Raw genomic sequence first — 15,386 nt, forward strand, 5'->3', positions numbered from 1 at the left:
TTTGAAGAGGGAACTTGGGCACCCGATCCAGCGAAACACGGGTGCACGACGCCATCGTGTGCCGGATCATGGGCGCCATGTCAGCCAACCCGCAGGACGCGCTGCCGATCCGGCTCAACGTCGACGACAGCGACTCACCGTCGGACGTCGTCGACGCGCTCTTCCTCGGCCGGTTCGCGTCGGGCGAGCAGCCGTACTCGCACAGCGTGTCGATCGAGCGGGTCAAGGCGGAGGCCACCCTCCTGCCGCCGGAGGCCACGGTGTTGCGTTCGGCGCGCGACAGCGACCGCAGCGCCACCCTCGCCGAGGGCGAGGGCTGGACCATGCTCGTCTCGCGCTGGAGCCGGGGCGCCGACGTCACCGTGACGGCGGTCAGTGACGAACTCGCCGCGGGCGTGCTCGGCAAGGCCACCGAAGGCGTCCAGGACGAGCCCGAACCGCAGCCCGAGAACGTCACGATGGGCTTCTGGTACGTCTCCCCGCGCCGCGGCCCGTACCGGACGACCCGCCAGATCGCGGCCGGGACCTGGGCGGAGGTACGGCCCAACTACACGGCGCCGGTGGCCGGGGCGATGGACCGGCTGATGAAGGTGACCCCGGACGACATCTCGGGCCGGCTGCTCCTGCTGCACGGGCCGCCGGGCACCGGTAAGACCTCCGCGCTGCGGACACTGGCCCGGTCGTGGCGGGACTGGTGCCAGGTGGACTGCGTCCTGGACCCGGAGCGGCTGTTCAACGACGTGGGCTACCTGATGGACATCGCGATCGGCGAGGACGAGGGCACGGCGAAGGGCCGCTGGCGGCTGCTGCTGCTGGAGGACTGCGACGAACTGATCCGGGGCGAGGCCCGCCACACGGCCGGGCAGGCGCTGTCCCGGCTGCTGAACCTGACGGACGGACTGCTGGGGCAGGGCCGCAACGTCCTGGTGGGGGTCACCACCAACGAGGACCTGGAACGGCTCCACCCCGCGGTGGTCCGGCCGGGGCGCTGCCTGGCCCGCATCGAGGTCGGCCGGCTGACCCACCGGGAGGCGGTGGACTGGCTGGGCACGGACGAGGGCGTCTCCCGCGAGGGCGCCAGCCTGGCGGAGCTGTTCGCGCTACGGCGCGGCACGGGCCCGGCGGCGATCCTGCCGCCCCAGCCGCACGGCTCGCAGGCGGGCCTGTACCTCTAGCCTCCGGCGCGGTTCACCCACCGTTCCGGCCCCGCCGACCGCGTCGGGCGAGGCCGGAACGGCCGGTGGTGGTCACTTGGTCGCGTACCGGGCCCGGAGGGCGTCCGTCGCCGTGGCGAGCGCCTCGGCCTGCGTCAGGCCGAGCCGGCGGACGCGGTCCGCGTACGCCTGGGCCGCAGCGGCAGCCTCCCGGGACACCGCGTCCCCCGCGGCCGCGATGAAGGTCCCGTTCCGGCCCCGCGTCTCGATCACCGCGTCCGCCTCCAGCGCCCGGTACGCCTTCGCGACCGTGTTCGCGGCCAGCCCCAGCTCCTCGGCCAGGCCCCGTACCGTCGGCAGTTTGAAGCCCGCCGGGAGCTTCCCCGACCGGGCCCGGTCGGCGATCTGCGCGCGCAGCTGTTCGTACGGGGCGGCCGAGCCGGCCGAGCCGTCGATGGTGATCTTCAGGTTTGTCGAGGTCACGCGGGTGATTGTCCCCCATCGGCGGTTAATTGGGAGGCGCGCGTCGCGAAGGCGCACGTAGCGTCTGCCTCATGACCGCATCGATCCGTGACGTCCGTGCCGGCGACCCCTCGGACGCGGCGTCCGTCGTGCGGGTGCTCCGCGCGGCCCTGCCCTTCTCGATCACCAGCGCCGAGGGCCTGAGCTTCGAGCTCTCCTGCGCCCACCCGGCGAAGCACCACCGGATCCTCGTCGCCGAAAGCCCGGACGGCCGCGTCATCGGCGCCGCCCGGGCCGGCATCGCGTACGACAGCCCCGAGCCCGGCCAGTCGTACCTCACCACGTACGTCGACCCCGCCCACCGCGGCCTCGGCGCCGGCCGCCTCCTGCTCCGCGCCGCCGAGGAGCACCTCGCCGCGCACGGCGCGGTGGACACGTACGCCTGGGTCCTCGACGAGCCGGCCCACCGCGCCTTCGCCGAGCGGCACGGCTACCGGCCCCGCCGCTCGGCGCACTTCCTGCGCCTGGACCTGGCGGCGGCCACGCTGCCCGAGCCACCGCGCGCCGGGGACCTGCCGGCCGGGGTGGAGCTGCGTCCCGGCTCCGCCTTCGCCGCCGACCCGCGTCCGCTCTTCGAGGCCGACGCCGAGGCGACCCGCGACGAACCGGGCGATGTGGCGGCGGAGTTGGACGACTACGAGCACTGGCGCGTACACGTCTGGAACAACCCGACCCTCGACAAGGAGCTCACCACCGTCGCCCTGGTGGACGGTGCGGTGGCCTCCTTCACCGCGGTGCAGACGGACGGCGCCACCCGCTGCGGCTCGGCGATGACCGGCACCCTGCGCGCCTTCCGCGGCCGGGGACTGGCCAAGCTCGCCAAGACGGTCGCCCTGCACCGGGCCCGCGCGGCCGGGTACACCGAGGCCTTCACCGGCAACGACGCGGGCAATGAGCCGATGCTCGCCATCAACACGTGGTTCGGCTACGAGATCTGCGCGACCGAGACGCGCTACACGAAGAAACTGGAGACCCTGTGACCGCGCAGCTGACCGTCGTCCTGACCAAGGCCGGCCGGACCAAGATCCGCTACCCGGCGGCGCAGGTCGCCGACGACGGCGACCGCATCTCCGTACGCGCCCCCTGGGCGGCCGAGGGCGTACGGGACTTCGGCTTCGTGCGCTTCGAGCCCGGCGACGTGTTCGTCGAGCACTTCTGGCGGACCCGCTGGTACGCGGTCAAGGAGGTGTGGACCGCGGGCGGTGACCTCAAGGGCTGGTACTGCGACGTCACGCGGCCGGCCCTGGTGCGGAGCGGGGAGATCCTCGTGGAGGACCTCGACCTCGACCTGTGGGTGTCGGCGGACGGGAGTTCCGTGCTGCGGCTGGACGAGGACGAGTTCGCCGAGAGCGGCCTCGCCGCGAGCGACCCGGAGGCCGCGGCCCAGGCGGTACGGGCCCTGGACGCGCTGGACGACCAGGCCCGGTCCGCGGCGGGCCTTTCCGCGCTGCTCTCGTAGTCCCGGGACGGCGTGGGGCGTGGGCGTGGGGACGTGGGGCGCGCGGCGGCCCTCCCGTGGGGAGCCGGGAGGGCGCCGGGCCCGGGATGGTCCGGGGCCACACCATACGCACGGGCCTCAGTGGCCCGATAGGCATATGACAGGGGAGATTCCGGATCGCCGTCGCCCGGTCGGCGGCCGGGTGGAAACCCCCGCCCTTTCCCGATCCCGAGGAGCCGCGCATGGTCGTCCACACCGCCACCCCGCTCGCCGGGTCGATCCCCACGCCCGAGCGGGTCTGGTACGCCTCCTACGGCTCCAACATGCACATGGACCGCCTCGCCACCTACCTCGCCGGCGGGACCCCGCCCGGCGCGGCACGCACCTACCCGGGCTGCCGGGACCACCGGGCCCCCGAGCGTTCGATCGCGGTGGAGCTGGCAGGCCGCCTGTACTTCGCCACGGAGTCCCCCGTGTGGACGGGGGGCCGGGGCTTCTACGACCCCACGGCTCCCGGACGCACGCGCGGACGGGCACACCTGGTGACGGTCGGCCAGATGTCCGACATCGCCGCCCAGGAGATGTACGAGGAGCCGGGGGCGGACCTGGATCTGACCACGGCCCTACGGGACGGCCGTGACGAGCTGGGCCCGGGTCGGTACGAGACCCTGATCTGCCCGGGCACGATCGACGGCATCCCCGTGCTGACCTTCACCGCGCCGTGGAGCCTGCGGGACGTCGAGGTGCTCAACCCGTCGGGCGCGTACCTGCGCTACCTGGCCGGCGGCCTCCTGGAGTCCGGCCCCTGGCAGGAGCAGGACATCGCCGACTACCTCGCGGCCTGCCCCGGCGCCGCCGGGAACTGGACGGCCGCGCAGGTGCGGGACCTGCTCACGGCCGACGAGACACCCCCGGGGCTCCGCGACGCCCGTTCCTGAGGCGGCGCTTGTCCCTGACTTAAGAGGACCCTAAGGATCCGCCCCGGCGGGCCTGAGGGGGCGGAACCGGTGGTCGGGGCGGCTAGCTTGGCCGGGCCAGGACAGGAAGGGCCCGTTGCGGCGCCGCCGGGGGGCGGCGCACCACGGAGTCCGATTCCGCCGGCACACCCCTGCCTTGTGCCCGAAGGAGATCCCCCATGCCCGCACGCCGCCGCACCGCCGTCACGTTGACCCGTATCGCCGCCGTCGGCCTGGCCCCGCTCGCGGTGGCCGCGTACGCCGCGGCTCCCGCGGTCGCCCACGGCTCGATGACGGACCCGGTCAGCCGGGTGGCGGCGTGCTACGCCGAAGGGCCGGAATCCCCGAAGTCGGCCGCCTGCAAGGCCGCGGTCGCCGCCGCCGGGACACAGCCGTTCTACGACTGGAACGCGGTCAACATCGCCAACGCCGCCGGCAACCACCGCTCCTTGATCCCGAACGGGCAGCTCTGCTCGGCCGGCAACGACAAGTACCGGGGACTGGACCTGGCCCGCGCCGACTGGCCGGCAGGCCCGATGTCCGCCGGGGCGCACACCTTCCGCTACAAGGGCACGGCCCCGCACAAGGGCACCTTCGAGCTGTACGTGACGAAGGACGGCTACGACCCGACGAAGCCCCTGGCCTGGTCCGACCTGGAGCCCGCGCCGTTCGCGAAGGTCACCGACCCGGGCATGCAGAACGGCGACTACGTCTTCTCCGGAACCGTCCCCGCCAAGTCGGGCCGCCACCTCATCTACAGCATCTGGCAGCGCTCCGACAGCCCGGAGGCCTTCTACACCTGCTCGGACGTGGTCTTCGGCAAGGACACCGGAGGCGGGAACGGAGGGAACGGAGGGAACGGCGGGAACGGTGGGAACTCCGGTACGGCTCCGACCACCGCGCCCGCCACCGGGACGGGTTCCAAGCCGAGCGAGAAGCCCGTCGCCAAGCCCTCGGCCCCGACCGACCAGCAGATCTCCGACGGCGCCGGCAAGTCCACCGTGGAGCACAACGGCCACGGCGACAACGACCCGAAGACGAACGGCACGAAGGACGCCGCCGCCGTCCCGATCGCGGCCGGCTCCTCCTCGCCGGCCACGGCCAAGGAGAACCTCGCGGAGACGGGCGGCAACGGCGCCACCCCGACGATCGCGATCGCCGGGGCCGCCGCCCTGGCCGTCGGCGCGGCCACGCTGTTCGCGGCCGCCCGCCGTCGTACCGCGCGTACGACGACGAGCCGCCACGGCCGCTAGCCGCTCGGGCCGGTGTCGGACCGCCCGCGCCCGGTCAGTCGAAGACCGAGGCGCAGGTGGTCCGTTCGGCGTGCGCCGGGTCGAGGGCGTTGACCGCCTCGTGCCAGGCGATCCGGTCGGTGAGCCCGATGCCGACGTGCTCCGAGAGGTCCAGGAAGCACAGGTCCTGGAGTACGACGTTGCGTACGTTCGCCCCGTCCAGGAAGCCGCTCCGGTAGGGCGTCACCACCTCGTCGTACTTGGTCGCGATGACCGTGTACTTCACCCCGGGCACGGTGTCCCCGCCCTCGTTCAGCTTCTGCAGGAACGCGGATCCGGCGATCTGGTCGGCGAGGCCCGGGGTCGCGGTGCTGATCAGGTCCTCGGCCCCGGGGAAGTACGGGAGCAGCTTGGTGAATCCGAGCAGCGTGGTGCCGTGGTTGTCGGGGGCGAGCCCGACCAGCGCGTTGACCTTCGAGGCGCCACCGAGGAACTTCAGGTAGTAGCGCGGCATCATGCCGCCCTGCGAGTGCCCGACGATGTCGGTCTTGGAGGCTCCGGTGGCGGCGAGCACCTTGTCGACGAAGACGTCGAGCTGTCCGGCGGACTTGTCGATGGGACCGAGCCCGTTGAAGAGGGGTACGCCGGGCAGCTGGCCGTAGTCGAGCGAGTAGACGCAGTACCCGCGGTTCACGAGGTACGGGGCGAAGCCGAGCCAGTTGTCCCAGGAGTTGCCGAAGGTGCCGTGCACGAGCACGACGGGGCGCGGGTGCGCGGCGGACGGCTTGCAGGACCAGTTGTTCCAGCCGCTGCTGGGGGCGGACGCGGCCTGCGCCGCTCCGGTGGGGGCGACGAGTGCGGCGGCGGTGAGGGTGAGGACGGCGAGTGGGCGGAGCAGGCGTCTCCAGGGCAGCATCGGGTGATCTCCTCGCGGGTGACTCAAGGGGATGAGGTGGGGGTTCGTCCCGTGATCCGGATCACAAGGGGGAGCTGCTGCCGCTAAATTACGGGTGAGTAGCAACACAGGGAAGTTACGCGTCGGTAAAAAATCGCGCGTCGCCCGGCCGCCCCCCTGTAAGGCGCCGTACAGACCCCCGACAGGTCATCCGACGTGCCGTCAGGCGGCCAACGTGCCACGGGCGATGGCGTGGGGCCCGAAGCGCGCGCGGACCCGGTCCGTGACGGCCTCCAGTCGGCGGGCCTTCTCGTCCTCGGGGTCGAGGCTGAGCTGCCGCGTGGCCCGTTCCGCCGAGGTCAGGTCCTCGGCGCGCAGCGACAGCGCGCGCACCCGGGCCCGCTGCAGGCCGAGGCCCGCGTAGAGGGCGTAGGCCGTGGCGGTCAGGGCGGCCGAGTGCGCGGTGGGCTCGGTCAGGGTGCGCGTCCGGGTGAGCGTGGTGCGGTCGGCGCAGCGGACGGTGAGCGAAAGGGTGCGGCAGACCTGCCCCCGGCCCTGTTCCTGTGTACGAAGCTTCGCGCCGAGCTCCTCCGTCAGCGAGAGCAGCGCCCGCCGGTGCCGTACGGGATCCAGCTCGTCCAGATCGAAGAGCCGCTCGGCGGCGACGGCGCGGGCGGCTGTGCCCGGCCGGACCGGGGTCCGATCGATCCCCAGGGCGCGCTCGTGCACCTCGCGGCCGAGCCGGGCGCCGAGGATCCGCCGCAGGGCGGCGGGCGGGGCGGCGGCGACCCGGCCGACGGAATCGAGGCCGTAGGAGCACAGGGTGCGGGCGGCCTTCGGCCCGACCCCGTCGAGGGCGGTGACGGGCTTGCCCGCCAGGAACTCCCGTACGGCGGCGGGATCCCCGGAGATCACCCGGGTCTCCCCGGGCCGGGCCTCACGGGCCGCGGCCCGAGCCAGCATGGGGTTGCCGGCCACACCGACGGCGGCGTCCACCCCGTACAGGGCGAGGGCCCGGACCCGGACCAGGGCGGCCAGCCGGGTGGCGTCGCAGTCGAAGTAGCGCAGCGCGCCCCGAACCTCGGCGAGGACGGTGTCGGGCGGCACGGCCTGCACGGCCGGGGTGATGCCCCCGAGCAGCGCGAGCACCCCGGTGTACTCCCGGGCCCCGAGCGCCCCCCCGTCCGCGGGGTACGGGCGCAGGCACATCACGACCTGCTCGGCGGCGGTCATCCCGCACTCCCCGGGCTGGAGTGCCACAGCTTGCGGCCGGTCGCGGGGCCGGTACCGGGCGGCTGAAGGTCGGCCCAGGGGTTCATCTCGTACCCCGTGGACATGCGGATCCTGCGGCCGGAGGGCCGCCCTGCCGCCTCGGCCCCACCTTCGACCTCACCTTCGGCCGCGCCCTCCCCCGCGCCCTCCCCCGCGGCCGGCGCCGCCGGCTCGGCCGGCTCCGCGAGGCGGGCCGCGACCGCGTCCAGGCCGCCCGCCGCCCGCAGTTCCACCAGCTCCGCCAGGTTCCACGCCGCCGCGCCGACCACGCTCAGGCTCTGCGGGCCCCGGCGCTGCACGACACCGCGCACCAGCAGCAGGAAGGAGTGGAAGACGGTGTGCGCGCAGCGTTCGTGGCTGTCGTCGAAGAAGGCCAGGTCGACCAGGCCCGTCCCGTCGTCCAGCGTCGTGAAGATGACCCGCTTCCCGGAACGGATCGGCGGGGTCTGCGTGGCCGCCTTGGCCCCCGCGACGAGCACGGTCTGCCCGTGCTCGGTGTCGCGCAGCCGGCGCGCCGGGATCACTCCCAGTTCGGCCAGGAAGGCGTGGTGGTCCCCCATCAGGTGCCGCGAGGCGTCCATGCCGAGGACGCCCAGCTCGGCGCTGAGCCGTTCCGCCTCGGTCAGGTCGGGCAGCCCGACGGAGGCCGTGGACCTGCCACCCTCCAAGGGGAGTTGGGGGCCACGCACGCCTGCGGCCCGCTGCGCGCCGTGCAGTTCGGACACGTGCAGCAGCAGGTCCCGCCGGTTGGCGCCGAAGGCGTCCAACGCGCCGACCTGCGCGAGCCGTTCGACCACCGGGCGGCCCGGATGGGCCCGGTCCCAGAAATCCCGCAGGGAGGCGTACGGCTGTCCGGCCTCGATCCGCTCCGCCTCGACCCCGCTGATGCCGTGGACGTCGGACAGCCCGAGCCGCAGCCCCCACACCCCACCGATATCGGACACCAGTTCGATACGATGGGCGGCCGCCGACCGGTTCACGTCCAACGGCAGCACCGGCACGCCCCGCCGCCGCGCGTCCGCCAGCAGCAGCCGCTTCGGGTACATCCCCGGGTCGTGGGTGAGCAGCCCGGCATAGAAGGCCGCCGGGTGGTGCGCCTTCAACCAGGCCGACTGGTAGGTGGGTACCGCGAAGGCCACCGCGTGCGCCTTGCAGAAACCGTACGAGCCGAAGGCCTCCACGATCTCCCAGGTCCGGCCGATCACCTCCACCGGATAGCCGTGCTCGGCCGCCTTCGCCGCGAACCAGACCTTGATCCGCGGCTGTGACTGCGGGTCGGACAGCCCGCGCCGCACCCGGTCCGCCTCGTCCCGCCCGCAACCGGTCATGACGTGCACGATCTCGATGATCTGCTCGTGGAAGACCACCACCCCGTACGTCTCGCGCAGCGCGTCGGCCAGGTCCGGGTGCGGGAAGCGGACCGGGGCCCGCCCGTGCCGGGCCTCGATGAAGGGCCGCACCATGTCGGCGGCCACCGGCCCCGGCCGGAACAGCGAGATGTCGACGACCAGGTCGTGGAAGGTCGCCGGCTGGAGCCGCCCCACCAGGTCCCGCTGGCCCGGCGACTCGATCTGGAAACAACCCAGGGTCTCGGCCGAGCGGATCAGCTCGTACGTGGCCCGGTCACCCGGCGGCACCTGCGCCGGGTCGTCCAGGTCGAGCTCCCGTCCCGTGCCGCGCCGGATCTCCGCGACCGCGTGCGCCATCGCGGACTGCATCCGCACGCCCAGCACGTCCAGCTTGAGCAGCCCGAGCTCCTCCACGTCGTCCTTGTCGAACTGCGACATGGGGAAGCCCTCGCCGCTGGTGGGCACCACCGGCGTACGGGCGAGCAGCGAGTCGTCGGAGAGCAGCACCCCGCACGGGTGCATGGCGATCCCGCGCGGCAGCGCGTCCAGCGACTCGACGAGCTCCCACAGCCGGCCGTACGACTCCCCGCGTACGTCACGCAGTTCGGGAAGCTCCTGCAGCGCGGCGCGGGCGTCGCGGGCCCGGATGTGCGGGAAGGCCTTGGCGAGCCGGTCGGTGACGGCGGGGTCCATGGACAGGGCGGCGCCGACGTCGCGGATGGCGTGCCGGACCCGGTAGGTCTCGGGCATGGAGACGGTGGCGACGCGCTCGGTGCCGAACCGCTCCATGATCCGCCGGTAGACCTCCAGTCGGCGGGCGGACTCCACGTCGATGTCGATGTCGGGCAGGACGCGCCGCCGCTTGGAGAGGAAGCGCTCCATCAGCAGGCCGTGGGCCACGGGGTCGGCGTGCGCGATCCCGAGCAGGTGATTGACGAGGGAGCCGGCGCCGGACCCCCGGGCGGCCACCCGGATGCCCATCTCGCGTACGTCGTCGACAACCTGCGCGACCGTCAGGAAATACGAGGCGAAACCGTGGTAGGCGATGATGTCGAGCTCCTGGTGCATCCGCTCCCAGTAGGCGCGATCGCCCGCGTACCCGCGCAGCACCATGCCCGCCGAGGCCCGCGAGGTCAGGACCCGCTGGGCACTGCGGTGGGCCGCGCCGACGAGGCGGGCCTCGGGGAAGTGCACGGAACCCATGCCGAGGTCGTCCTCGGGGTCCACGCGGCAGGCCTCGGCGGTACGCCGGGTCTCCGCGAGCAGGCGCCGGGCGTCGGCGGGACGCAGGCCGGCCGCCTGCGCGATCCGGTCGGCGGCCTCGGCCATGGCGGTGGGGCCCTTGAGCCAGCGCTCGCCGCTGTCGAGCGGGTACGCGGGGTTGCGGGGGTCGATGGGGACCAGGCGGCGGGCCGCGTCGAGGATGTCGGCGACCGGCCCCTGGCCGGGGTCGGCGTAGCGGACGGCGTTGGTCAGCACGGCCGGGACGCCCTGCTCGACGGCGAAGCCGACGGTACGGGCGGCCAGCCGGAGCGAGCCGGGCCCGGTGCCGGTACGGCCGTGGTGGACGGCCTCCAGGCGCAGGGAGTCTCCGTAGATCTCCCGCCAGGGCGCGAGCAGCCGGGCGGCCCGGTCGGGGCGGCCCGCGGCGAGCGCCCGCCCCACCTCGGAGTCGGGCCCGAGCAGGACGAAGACGCCCTCCCCGCGCAGGGCGCCCCAGGGCACGAGCGGAACCTCGGCGGCCGCCGCGTGGGCGGCGGTGACCATCCGGCACAGCTCGGCCCACCCGGCGGCCCCGTCCCGGGCCAGGAAAACGGCCCGCGCGGCGGATTCGTCCACGAAGGCCCCGCCCTTGACGGGGGTGCGCCGCCGGTACGAGGCCTCGCCGGGCCCGGTCGGGCCCCCCGACCCGGCCGGGCCCGTCGCGGGCGGGACCGCCATGTCCACTCCGAACAACGGCCGGATGCCCGCCTGCGCGCACGCCTTCGCGAACCGGACCGCGCCCGCGAGGGTGTCGCGGTCGGTCAGGGCGAGGGCGTCCATACCCCGCTCGGCGGCACGCTCCGCCAGCCGCTGGGGGTGCGAGCCTCCGTAGCGCATGGAGAACCCCGAAACGGTGTGCAGATGCGTAAAACCAGGCACCCGCGGCCTCCTGCTTCGCTCGAATGAACACCTCCCCCGCTCTCCACCATAGAGCAATTCGAATATTCGTGCGAAACACTTGTTCGATCACTTGGCGACTCGGCGCGGGCCGCCTGCCGGGCCCCTGCGGGGTGCTCGGCGGTGCGAGTCTGCCGGGCGCCGCCCCGGCCCCTGCGGGATGCTCGGCGGTGCGGGCCGTCTCCCGGGCGCTGCCCGGACCCGCGCCTCAAACGCCGGCGAGGCTGAGAATGCAGGCCCGTGCCTCGGCAGGTGGCGGGGCTGGGGGTGGCGGGTTGGTCGGGAGTGGGTCGGGGCGGGGGGCGGGGGCGGGGTGTCTCCTCGGCTCGCGCCTTACTGGCTTGTCTCGGTTGTGGGGCGGGGTTGCGCGCTCGTCCTGCGGGGACACCCCGCCCCGTCCCCCCACCCCTCAGGCCCCTACCGTCGAAGCCCACAGGGGGGCGGGAGCCGTGCTGTCGAAGCCCTGGCGTGGGGCGGGGACGCGCAGGAGGGTCCCCGCAGGACGAGGCGTGACCTGGGCCGTCTTGCCGGGACGTGGCCGCGCGCGCCGAGCCGAGGAGACCCTCGTGCGGGGCCCCGCACCACCGCGCACCACCCAGCCCCGCCGGCGCTTGAGGCGCAGCCCTGGGCGCAGCCCGACCCGTACCGCACACCGCCGAGCACCCCGCAGGGGCAAGGGCAAGGTCCAGCTGAACACCACCGAGCAGCCCGCAGGGCACCCGCAGGGACACCGCTAGCCGAGGTCCGCCGGGTCCGGGACGCCCAGCAGGCGGGCCGTGCGGGCCGCTTCGGCGTCGTAGACCTGGAAGTCGATCCGCCGCCCGTCCGGAGCCCGGTATTCCAGCACCTGCATACCCGGGCGCCGGCTCTCGCGGACGACCGCCCGGCCGCCCACGGGCAGGGTGACCGCCCGGCGCAGGGGGGCGGCGAAGACCGCGCCCGTACCGTCCGCGCCGGTGCGCAGTTTGCCGTAGCCGAAGAACCGCCGCCGGGCCCCTTGGCGCCAGCGCGCCTGGCAGGGGACGGCGACGGCGGCGCCGTCCGCGGCGGCCGCCGTCCGGGCTTCCGCCCGGCGGGCGACCGCCTTGCGCATCAGGGTGCCTGCCGTCAGCGCGACGAGCGCCAGGGCCACCAGTTCGACGAGTACGTCCATCTCCCCCACCTCTCTCGGGGCGGTTGCCCCAAGTGGCCTCACACTAAAGGGCGTTCAGCCGGAGGAGGGCAGGGGATCAGGCCACCTGGTGGACGACCTCGCCCGCCACCACGACCGTCTCGGCGACCGTGCCCGGGATCTCGTCCGCCGGGACGGTGAGGATGTCCCGGGACAGGATCACGAAGTCCGCGGCCTTGCCCACGGTGAGGGAACCGCGCTCCTGTTCCAGGAAGTTGGCGTGGGCCGAACCCATCGTGTAGCCGTACACGGCCGTCTCCACGTCCACCGTCTCGGCCGGCTGCCAGGCAGGGCCGTCGCCGGACAGCGGGCGGCGCGTCACCGCCGTGTAGATGCCGACCATCGGGTCCATCTCCGCCACGTTCCAGTCGCTGGAGAATGCCAGCACCGCCCCCGCCCGGTGCAGGCTCCGCATCGGCCAGGCCTTGTGCCAGCGGTCCTCGCCCACGTTCTGCGCCCAGTCCTGGCCGGGGCCCGCGATCTCCGGTGCGCAGTGCCTCGGCTGCATGCACGCGATCACGCCGAGCTCCGCGAAGCGCGGTACGTCCGCGGGGTCGAGGCATTCCACGTGGACCACCTGGTGGCGGGCGTCGCGCGGGCCGTTCAGGGTCCGCGCGTGCTCCACGGCGTCCAGGACGGTCCGGATGCCGCGGTCGCCGGTCGCGTGTACGAAGCACTGGAAGCCGCGCGCGTCCAGCTTCGCCAGCAGGTCCGCGAACTCCTCCGCCGGGTAGAAGGTCTCGCCCCGGTGCGCGCCGCAGCCGGTGTACGGCTCCAGCAGTGCGGCCGTGCGCGGTTCCACCACGTCGTCGATGTACAGCTTGAGCGGGCCGACCCGCAGTCGGTCCCCGGCGAACCGCCTTGCCGCGTCGGCGAATTCGTCGAGGTCGGCGTCGCCGGTGCCGCGCGGGTGGAACAGTGCCGCGACGATTCGGGAGCGCAACCGGCCTTCGGAGCGGGCTCGTTCGAAGAGTTCGAGGTCGTCGAGGGAGTTCTGCGGCTCGACGACCGTGGTGATGCCGAAGCCGATGGCGTCGTCGAGGCTCTTGGCGAGTCGCCCGTACTGTCGGTCCGGCGAGGCCCACGGCACGCCCAGCTCGCGCAGGGCCCGGTGGCCGGCGCGGGAGAGTCCCTTGATGGCGAAGTCCTTGACGAATCCGGTGGGTTCGCCGGTCTCGGGGTGCACCGCCGCCGTGCCGAAGGGGAGGTCGGTGCGGTCCCGCGAGACCCCGAGGCGCCGCATGGCGGCCGTGTTCAGCCAGGCCGTGTGCACGTCGTAGGAGAGCACGATCGCCGGGATGTCGCCGGTGACGGGGTCCAGGTCGGCGGCGCACGGCATCCGCCCGCCGGGGATGGCGGAGTAGTCGAAGGCCTCGGCCTCGATCCAGTCGGCGTCCGGGTTGGCTTCCCGCCAGGCCAGGATCCGCTCGTGGATGCCCGCGAGGGTGCGCACCCCGGCGAGCTGGACGCAGTCCGCGTCGGAGCCGAGCCGGACGTGGTTGTGGGCGTCGATGAAGCCGGGCAGGACGAGCTTGCCGCCCGCGTCGATCCGCCGGGTGTCGGGGCCGGCCCAGGCGGCGGCCTCGGTGTCCGGGCCGACCCAGACGATCCGCCCGTCGTGGACGGCGAGGGCTTCGGCCTCGGGCAGGTCGGGGTCGACGGTGTGGATCCGGGCTCCGGTGAGCAGCAGGTCGGCGGGGATGGGGTGGCGTGCCATGTGGGGGTGCTCCCTTGCGTGTGCGGTGTCGTTCAGGCGGCCGGGGCGTAGGCCGCGACCCGGCGGCGGGTGAGGGCCCAATAGGTGAGTCCGGAGACGACCGAGCCGAGCAGGGTGAGGTCGGCGCCGCCGAGCGGGGCGACCAGCGGCCCGGTCCACAGCTCGGAGTCGCAGGTCAGGGCGGCGAAGGTCATTCCGGTGAGCAGGGCGGTGATGCCGGCGGGGTGGTAGCCGGAGCGGTACCAGTAGGCGCCGGCGCTCCCGGCGTGCAGTGCGTCGGCGTCGTAGTGGCAGCGGCGCAGCAGCATGTCGGCGAGGAAGACTCCGCCCCAGGGGGCGAACACGATGATCAGCAGGGAGAGGAAGGAGAGGAGGGAGGTGGTGAAGTCGGTGAGGAAGAGCGCGGCGAGCGAGCCGAGGGCGGTGACGGCGGCGCTGATGACGATGGCGCGGGCGCGGCTCCAGGGGATGCCGAGGACCTGGAGGTTCAGGCTGGAGGAGTAGAGCGTGATGATCGAGTTGGTGACCGAGCCGCCGAGTACGAGGGCCAGGAACAGCGGCTGGAACCAGCCGGGCAGCAGGCTTTCGGCTCCGGCGACCGCGTCGGTCATGTCGGTCCGGGTGGCGGCGGCGACACCCGCGACACCGAGGGCGACCGAGGAGAGGAAGCCGCCGAGGGCGCCCATCCAGGTGATGGACTTCAGCGAGGTGGTCCGGGGGAGGTAGCGGGTGTAGTCGGCGGGCATCGGCAGGTACGAGAAGGGGCCTGCGAGCATGACCACGAAGGCGAGGCTCCAGCCGGAGAGCCCGGGGGCGGCGTCGGCCGGGGCGGCGGTGTCGGTGCCGGGGATGACGAAGAGGAGCAGGACGCCGAAGCCGGCGGCGAGGACGTAGGCCATCCAGCGTTCGGCGAACTGCACGGTGGCGTGTCCCCACATGGCGACGGCGAAGGTCAGCGCGAGGGTGACGAGGAGGGCGACGGCGCGGCCGGCGGTGCCGGCCTGCCAGCCGATCTCGGCGAAGAAGACTTCCAGGGCGAGGGTGCCGACCACGGTGTTGACGATGGTGTAGCCGATGCTCACCACCCAGTTGAGGACGCCGGCCGGGAGGTTGCCGCGGACTCCGAAGGTGGCGCGGGAGATGACCAGGGTGGCGGTGCCGGTGCGGATGCCGCTGAGTCCGGCGGCGCTGATGGCGAAGAAGGAGAGTCCGCCGATCACGACCACGGTGGTGGCCTGCCAGAAGGAGAGCCCGAAGGCGACGGCGAGGGCGCCGTTGATCACGTAGGTGAAGGTGAGGTTGGAGCCGAACCAGAGCCAGAAGAGGTCCTTGGCGCTGCCGTGGCGTTCGGCGTCGGGAATGGGGTCGATCCCGTGGGTCTCGACCCGGAACACCTCGTCGACGTCGACTGTCTCCTGCTGTCCCATGAGGACCCCTGACCTTGAGCGATCTTGAATGCCGTTCTAACTTCTTGAATGGCATTCAAGATGAGGGGTGGACCTCGACCCCGTCAAGACCCT

General features: G+C 73.5%; 12 protein-coding genes. 5 read left to right on the plus strand and 7 right to left on the minus strand.

Features of this window, described 5'->3' with window-relative positions:
- Positions 1-77 precede the first annotated feature (77 nt).
- Entirely contained in the window at positions 78-1,175 is a 1,098-nt protein-coding gene (locus OG624_RS10460) for a DUF5925 domain-containing protein (protein WP_033223923.1), read from the plus strand.
- A 72-nt stretch (positions 1,176-1,247) separates the two neighbouring features.
- On the opposite strand, the gene OG624_RS10465 is transcribed toward OG624_RS10460, so the two are convergent.
- Entirely contained in the window at positions 1,248-1,637 is a 390-nt protein-coding gene (locus tag OG624_RS10465) for a GntR family transcriptional regulator (protein WP_078909509.1), read from the minus strand.
- Positions 1,638-1,708: 71 nt separating this feature from the next.
- On the opposite strand from OG624_RS10465, the gene OG624_RS10470 reads away from it, so the two are divergent.
- The 4 genes from OG624_RS10470 to OG624_RS10485 all read left to right on the plus strand — a co-directional run bounded on the left by OG624_RS10470 (position 1,709) and on the right by OG624_RS10485 (position 5,323).
- Entirely contained in the window at positions 1,709-2,656 is a 948-nt protein-coding gene (locus OG624_RS10470) for a GNAT family N-acetyltransferase (protein WP_326747749.1), read from the plus strand.
- On the plus strand, positions 2,653-3,135 hold the full coding sequence (locus OG624_RS10475) for a DUF402 domain-containing protein (protein ID WP_371587529.1): 483 nt from the start codon (positions 2,653-2,655) through the stop codon (positions 3,133-3,135). The genes OG624_RS10470 and OG624_RS10475 overlap by 4 nt, the downstream gene beginning before the upstream one ends.
- A 221-nt stretch (positions 3,136-3,356) precedes the next feature.
- On the plus strand, positions 3,357-4,052 hold the full coding sequence (locus OG624_RS10480; protein WP_051763572.1) for a hypothetical protein: 696 nt from the start codon (positions 3,357-3,359) through the stop codon (positions 4,050-4,052).
- Between the two features lie 197 nt (positions 4,053-4,249).
- Entirely contained in the window at positions 4,250-5,323 is a 1,074-nt protein-coding gene (locus OG624_RS10485) for a lytic polysaccharide monooxygenase auxiliary activity family 9 protein (protein ID WP_371639347.1), read from the plus strand.
- A gap of 34 nt (positions 5,324-5,357) precedes the next feature.
- Here OG624_RS10485 and OG624_RS10490 read toward each other — a convergent pair whose 3' ends face one another.
- The 6 genes from OG624_RS10490 to OG624_RS10515 form a co-directional block, all read right to left on the minus strand.
- Positions 5,358-6,218, minus strand: a complete 861-nt coding sequence (locus tag OG624_RS10490; RefSeq protein WP_033223867.1) for an esterase/lipase family protein — start codon at positions 6,216-6,218, stop codon at positions 5,358-5,360.
- A 201-nt stretch (positions 6,219-6,419) separates the two neighbouring features.
- The gene (locus tag OG624_RS10495; RefSeq protein WP_371639349.1) at positions 6,420-7,430 is read right to left on the minus strand and encodes a DinB/UmuC family translesion DNA polymerase; all 1,011 of its coding nucleotides are present in this window, start codon (positions 7,428-7,430) and stop codon (positions 6,420-6,422) included.
- Positions 7,427-10,960 carry a DNA polymerase III subunit alpha gene (locus OG624_RS10500; protein ID WP_371639350.1) on the minus strand — a complete coding sequence of 1,178 codons (3,534 nt, stop codon included), beginning with the start codon at positions 10,958-10,960 and terminating at the stop codon, positions 7,427-7,429. The genes OG624_RS10495 and OG624_RS10500 overlap by 4 nt, the downstream gene beginning before the upstream one ends.
- 751 nt (positions 10,961-11,711) lie before the next feature.
- Positions 11,712-12,131: a hypothetical protein gene (locus OG624_RS10505; protein WP_033225000.1), complete on the minus strand. Its 420-nt coding sequence runs from the start codon at positions 12,129-12,131 to the stop codon at positions 11,712-11,714.
- Positions 12,132-12,207: 76 nt separating this feature from the next.
- Positions 12,208-13,866 carry an amidohydrolase gene (locus tag OG624_RS10510; protein ID WP_033224998.1) on the minus strand — a complete coding sequence of 553 codons (1,659 nt, stop codon included), beginning with the start codon at positions 13,864-13,866 and terminating at the stop codon, positions 12,208-12,210.
- A 32-nt stretch (positions 13,867-13,898) separates the two neighbouring features.
- Positions 13,899-15,293 (minus strand): purine-cytosine permease family protein, encoded by a 1,395-nt coding sequence (locus OG624_RS10515; protein WP_033224995.1) that lies wholly within the window; start codon positions 15,291-15,293, stop codon positions 13,899-13,901.
- Positions 15,294-15,386: the final 93 nt, after the last annotated feature.

This window comes from Streptomyces virginiae (genome assembly GCF_041432505.1).
Classification (GTDB): Bacteria; Actinomycetota; Actinomycetes; order Streptomycetales; family Streptomycetaceae; genus Streptomyces; species Streptomyces virginiae_A.

Excerpts from the sequence above, each read along its gene's own strand:
- OG624_RS10460 (WP_033223923.1), top strand. The coding sequence starts at position 78 with ATGTCAGCCAACCCGCAGGACGCGCTGCCGATCCGGCTCAACGTCGAC.
- OG624_RS10470 (WP_326747749.1), top strand. The coding sequence starts at position 1,709 with ATGACCGCATCGATCCGTGACGTCCGTGCCGGCGACCCCTCGGACGCG.
- OG624_RS10480 (WP_051763572.1), top strand. The coding sequence starts at position 3,357 with ATGGTCGTCCACACCGCCACCCCGCTCGCCGGGTCGATCCCCACGCCC.
- OG624_RS10485 (WP_371639347.1), top strand. The coding sequence starts at position 4,250 with ATGCCCGCACGCCGCCGCACCGCCGTCACGTTGACCCGTATCGCCGCC.
- OG624_RS10490 (WP_033223867.1), bottom strand. The coding sequence starts at position 6,218 with ATGCTGCCCTGGAGACGCCTGCTCCGCCCACTCGCCGTCCTCACCCTC.
- OG624_RS10495 (WP_371639349.1), bottom strand. The coding sequence starts at position 7,430 with ATGACCGCCGCCGAGCAGGTCGTGATGTGCCTGCGCCCGTACCCCGCG.
- OG624_RS10505 (WP_033225000.1), bottom strand. The coding sequence starts at position 12,131 with ATGGACGTACTCGTCGAACTGGTGGCCCTGGCGCTCGTCGCGCTGACG.
- OG624_RS10510 (WP_033224998.1), bottom strand. The coding sequence starts at position 13,866 with ATGGCACGCCACCCCATCCCCGCCGACCTGCTGCTCACCGGAGCCCGG.
- OG624_RS10515 (WP_033224995.1), bottom strand. The coding sequence starts at position 15,293 with ATGGGACAGCAGGAGACAGTCGACGTCGACGAGGTGTTCCGGGTCGAG.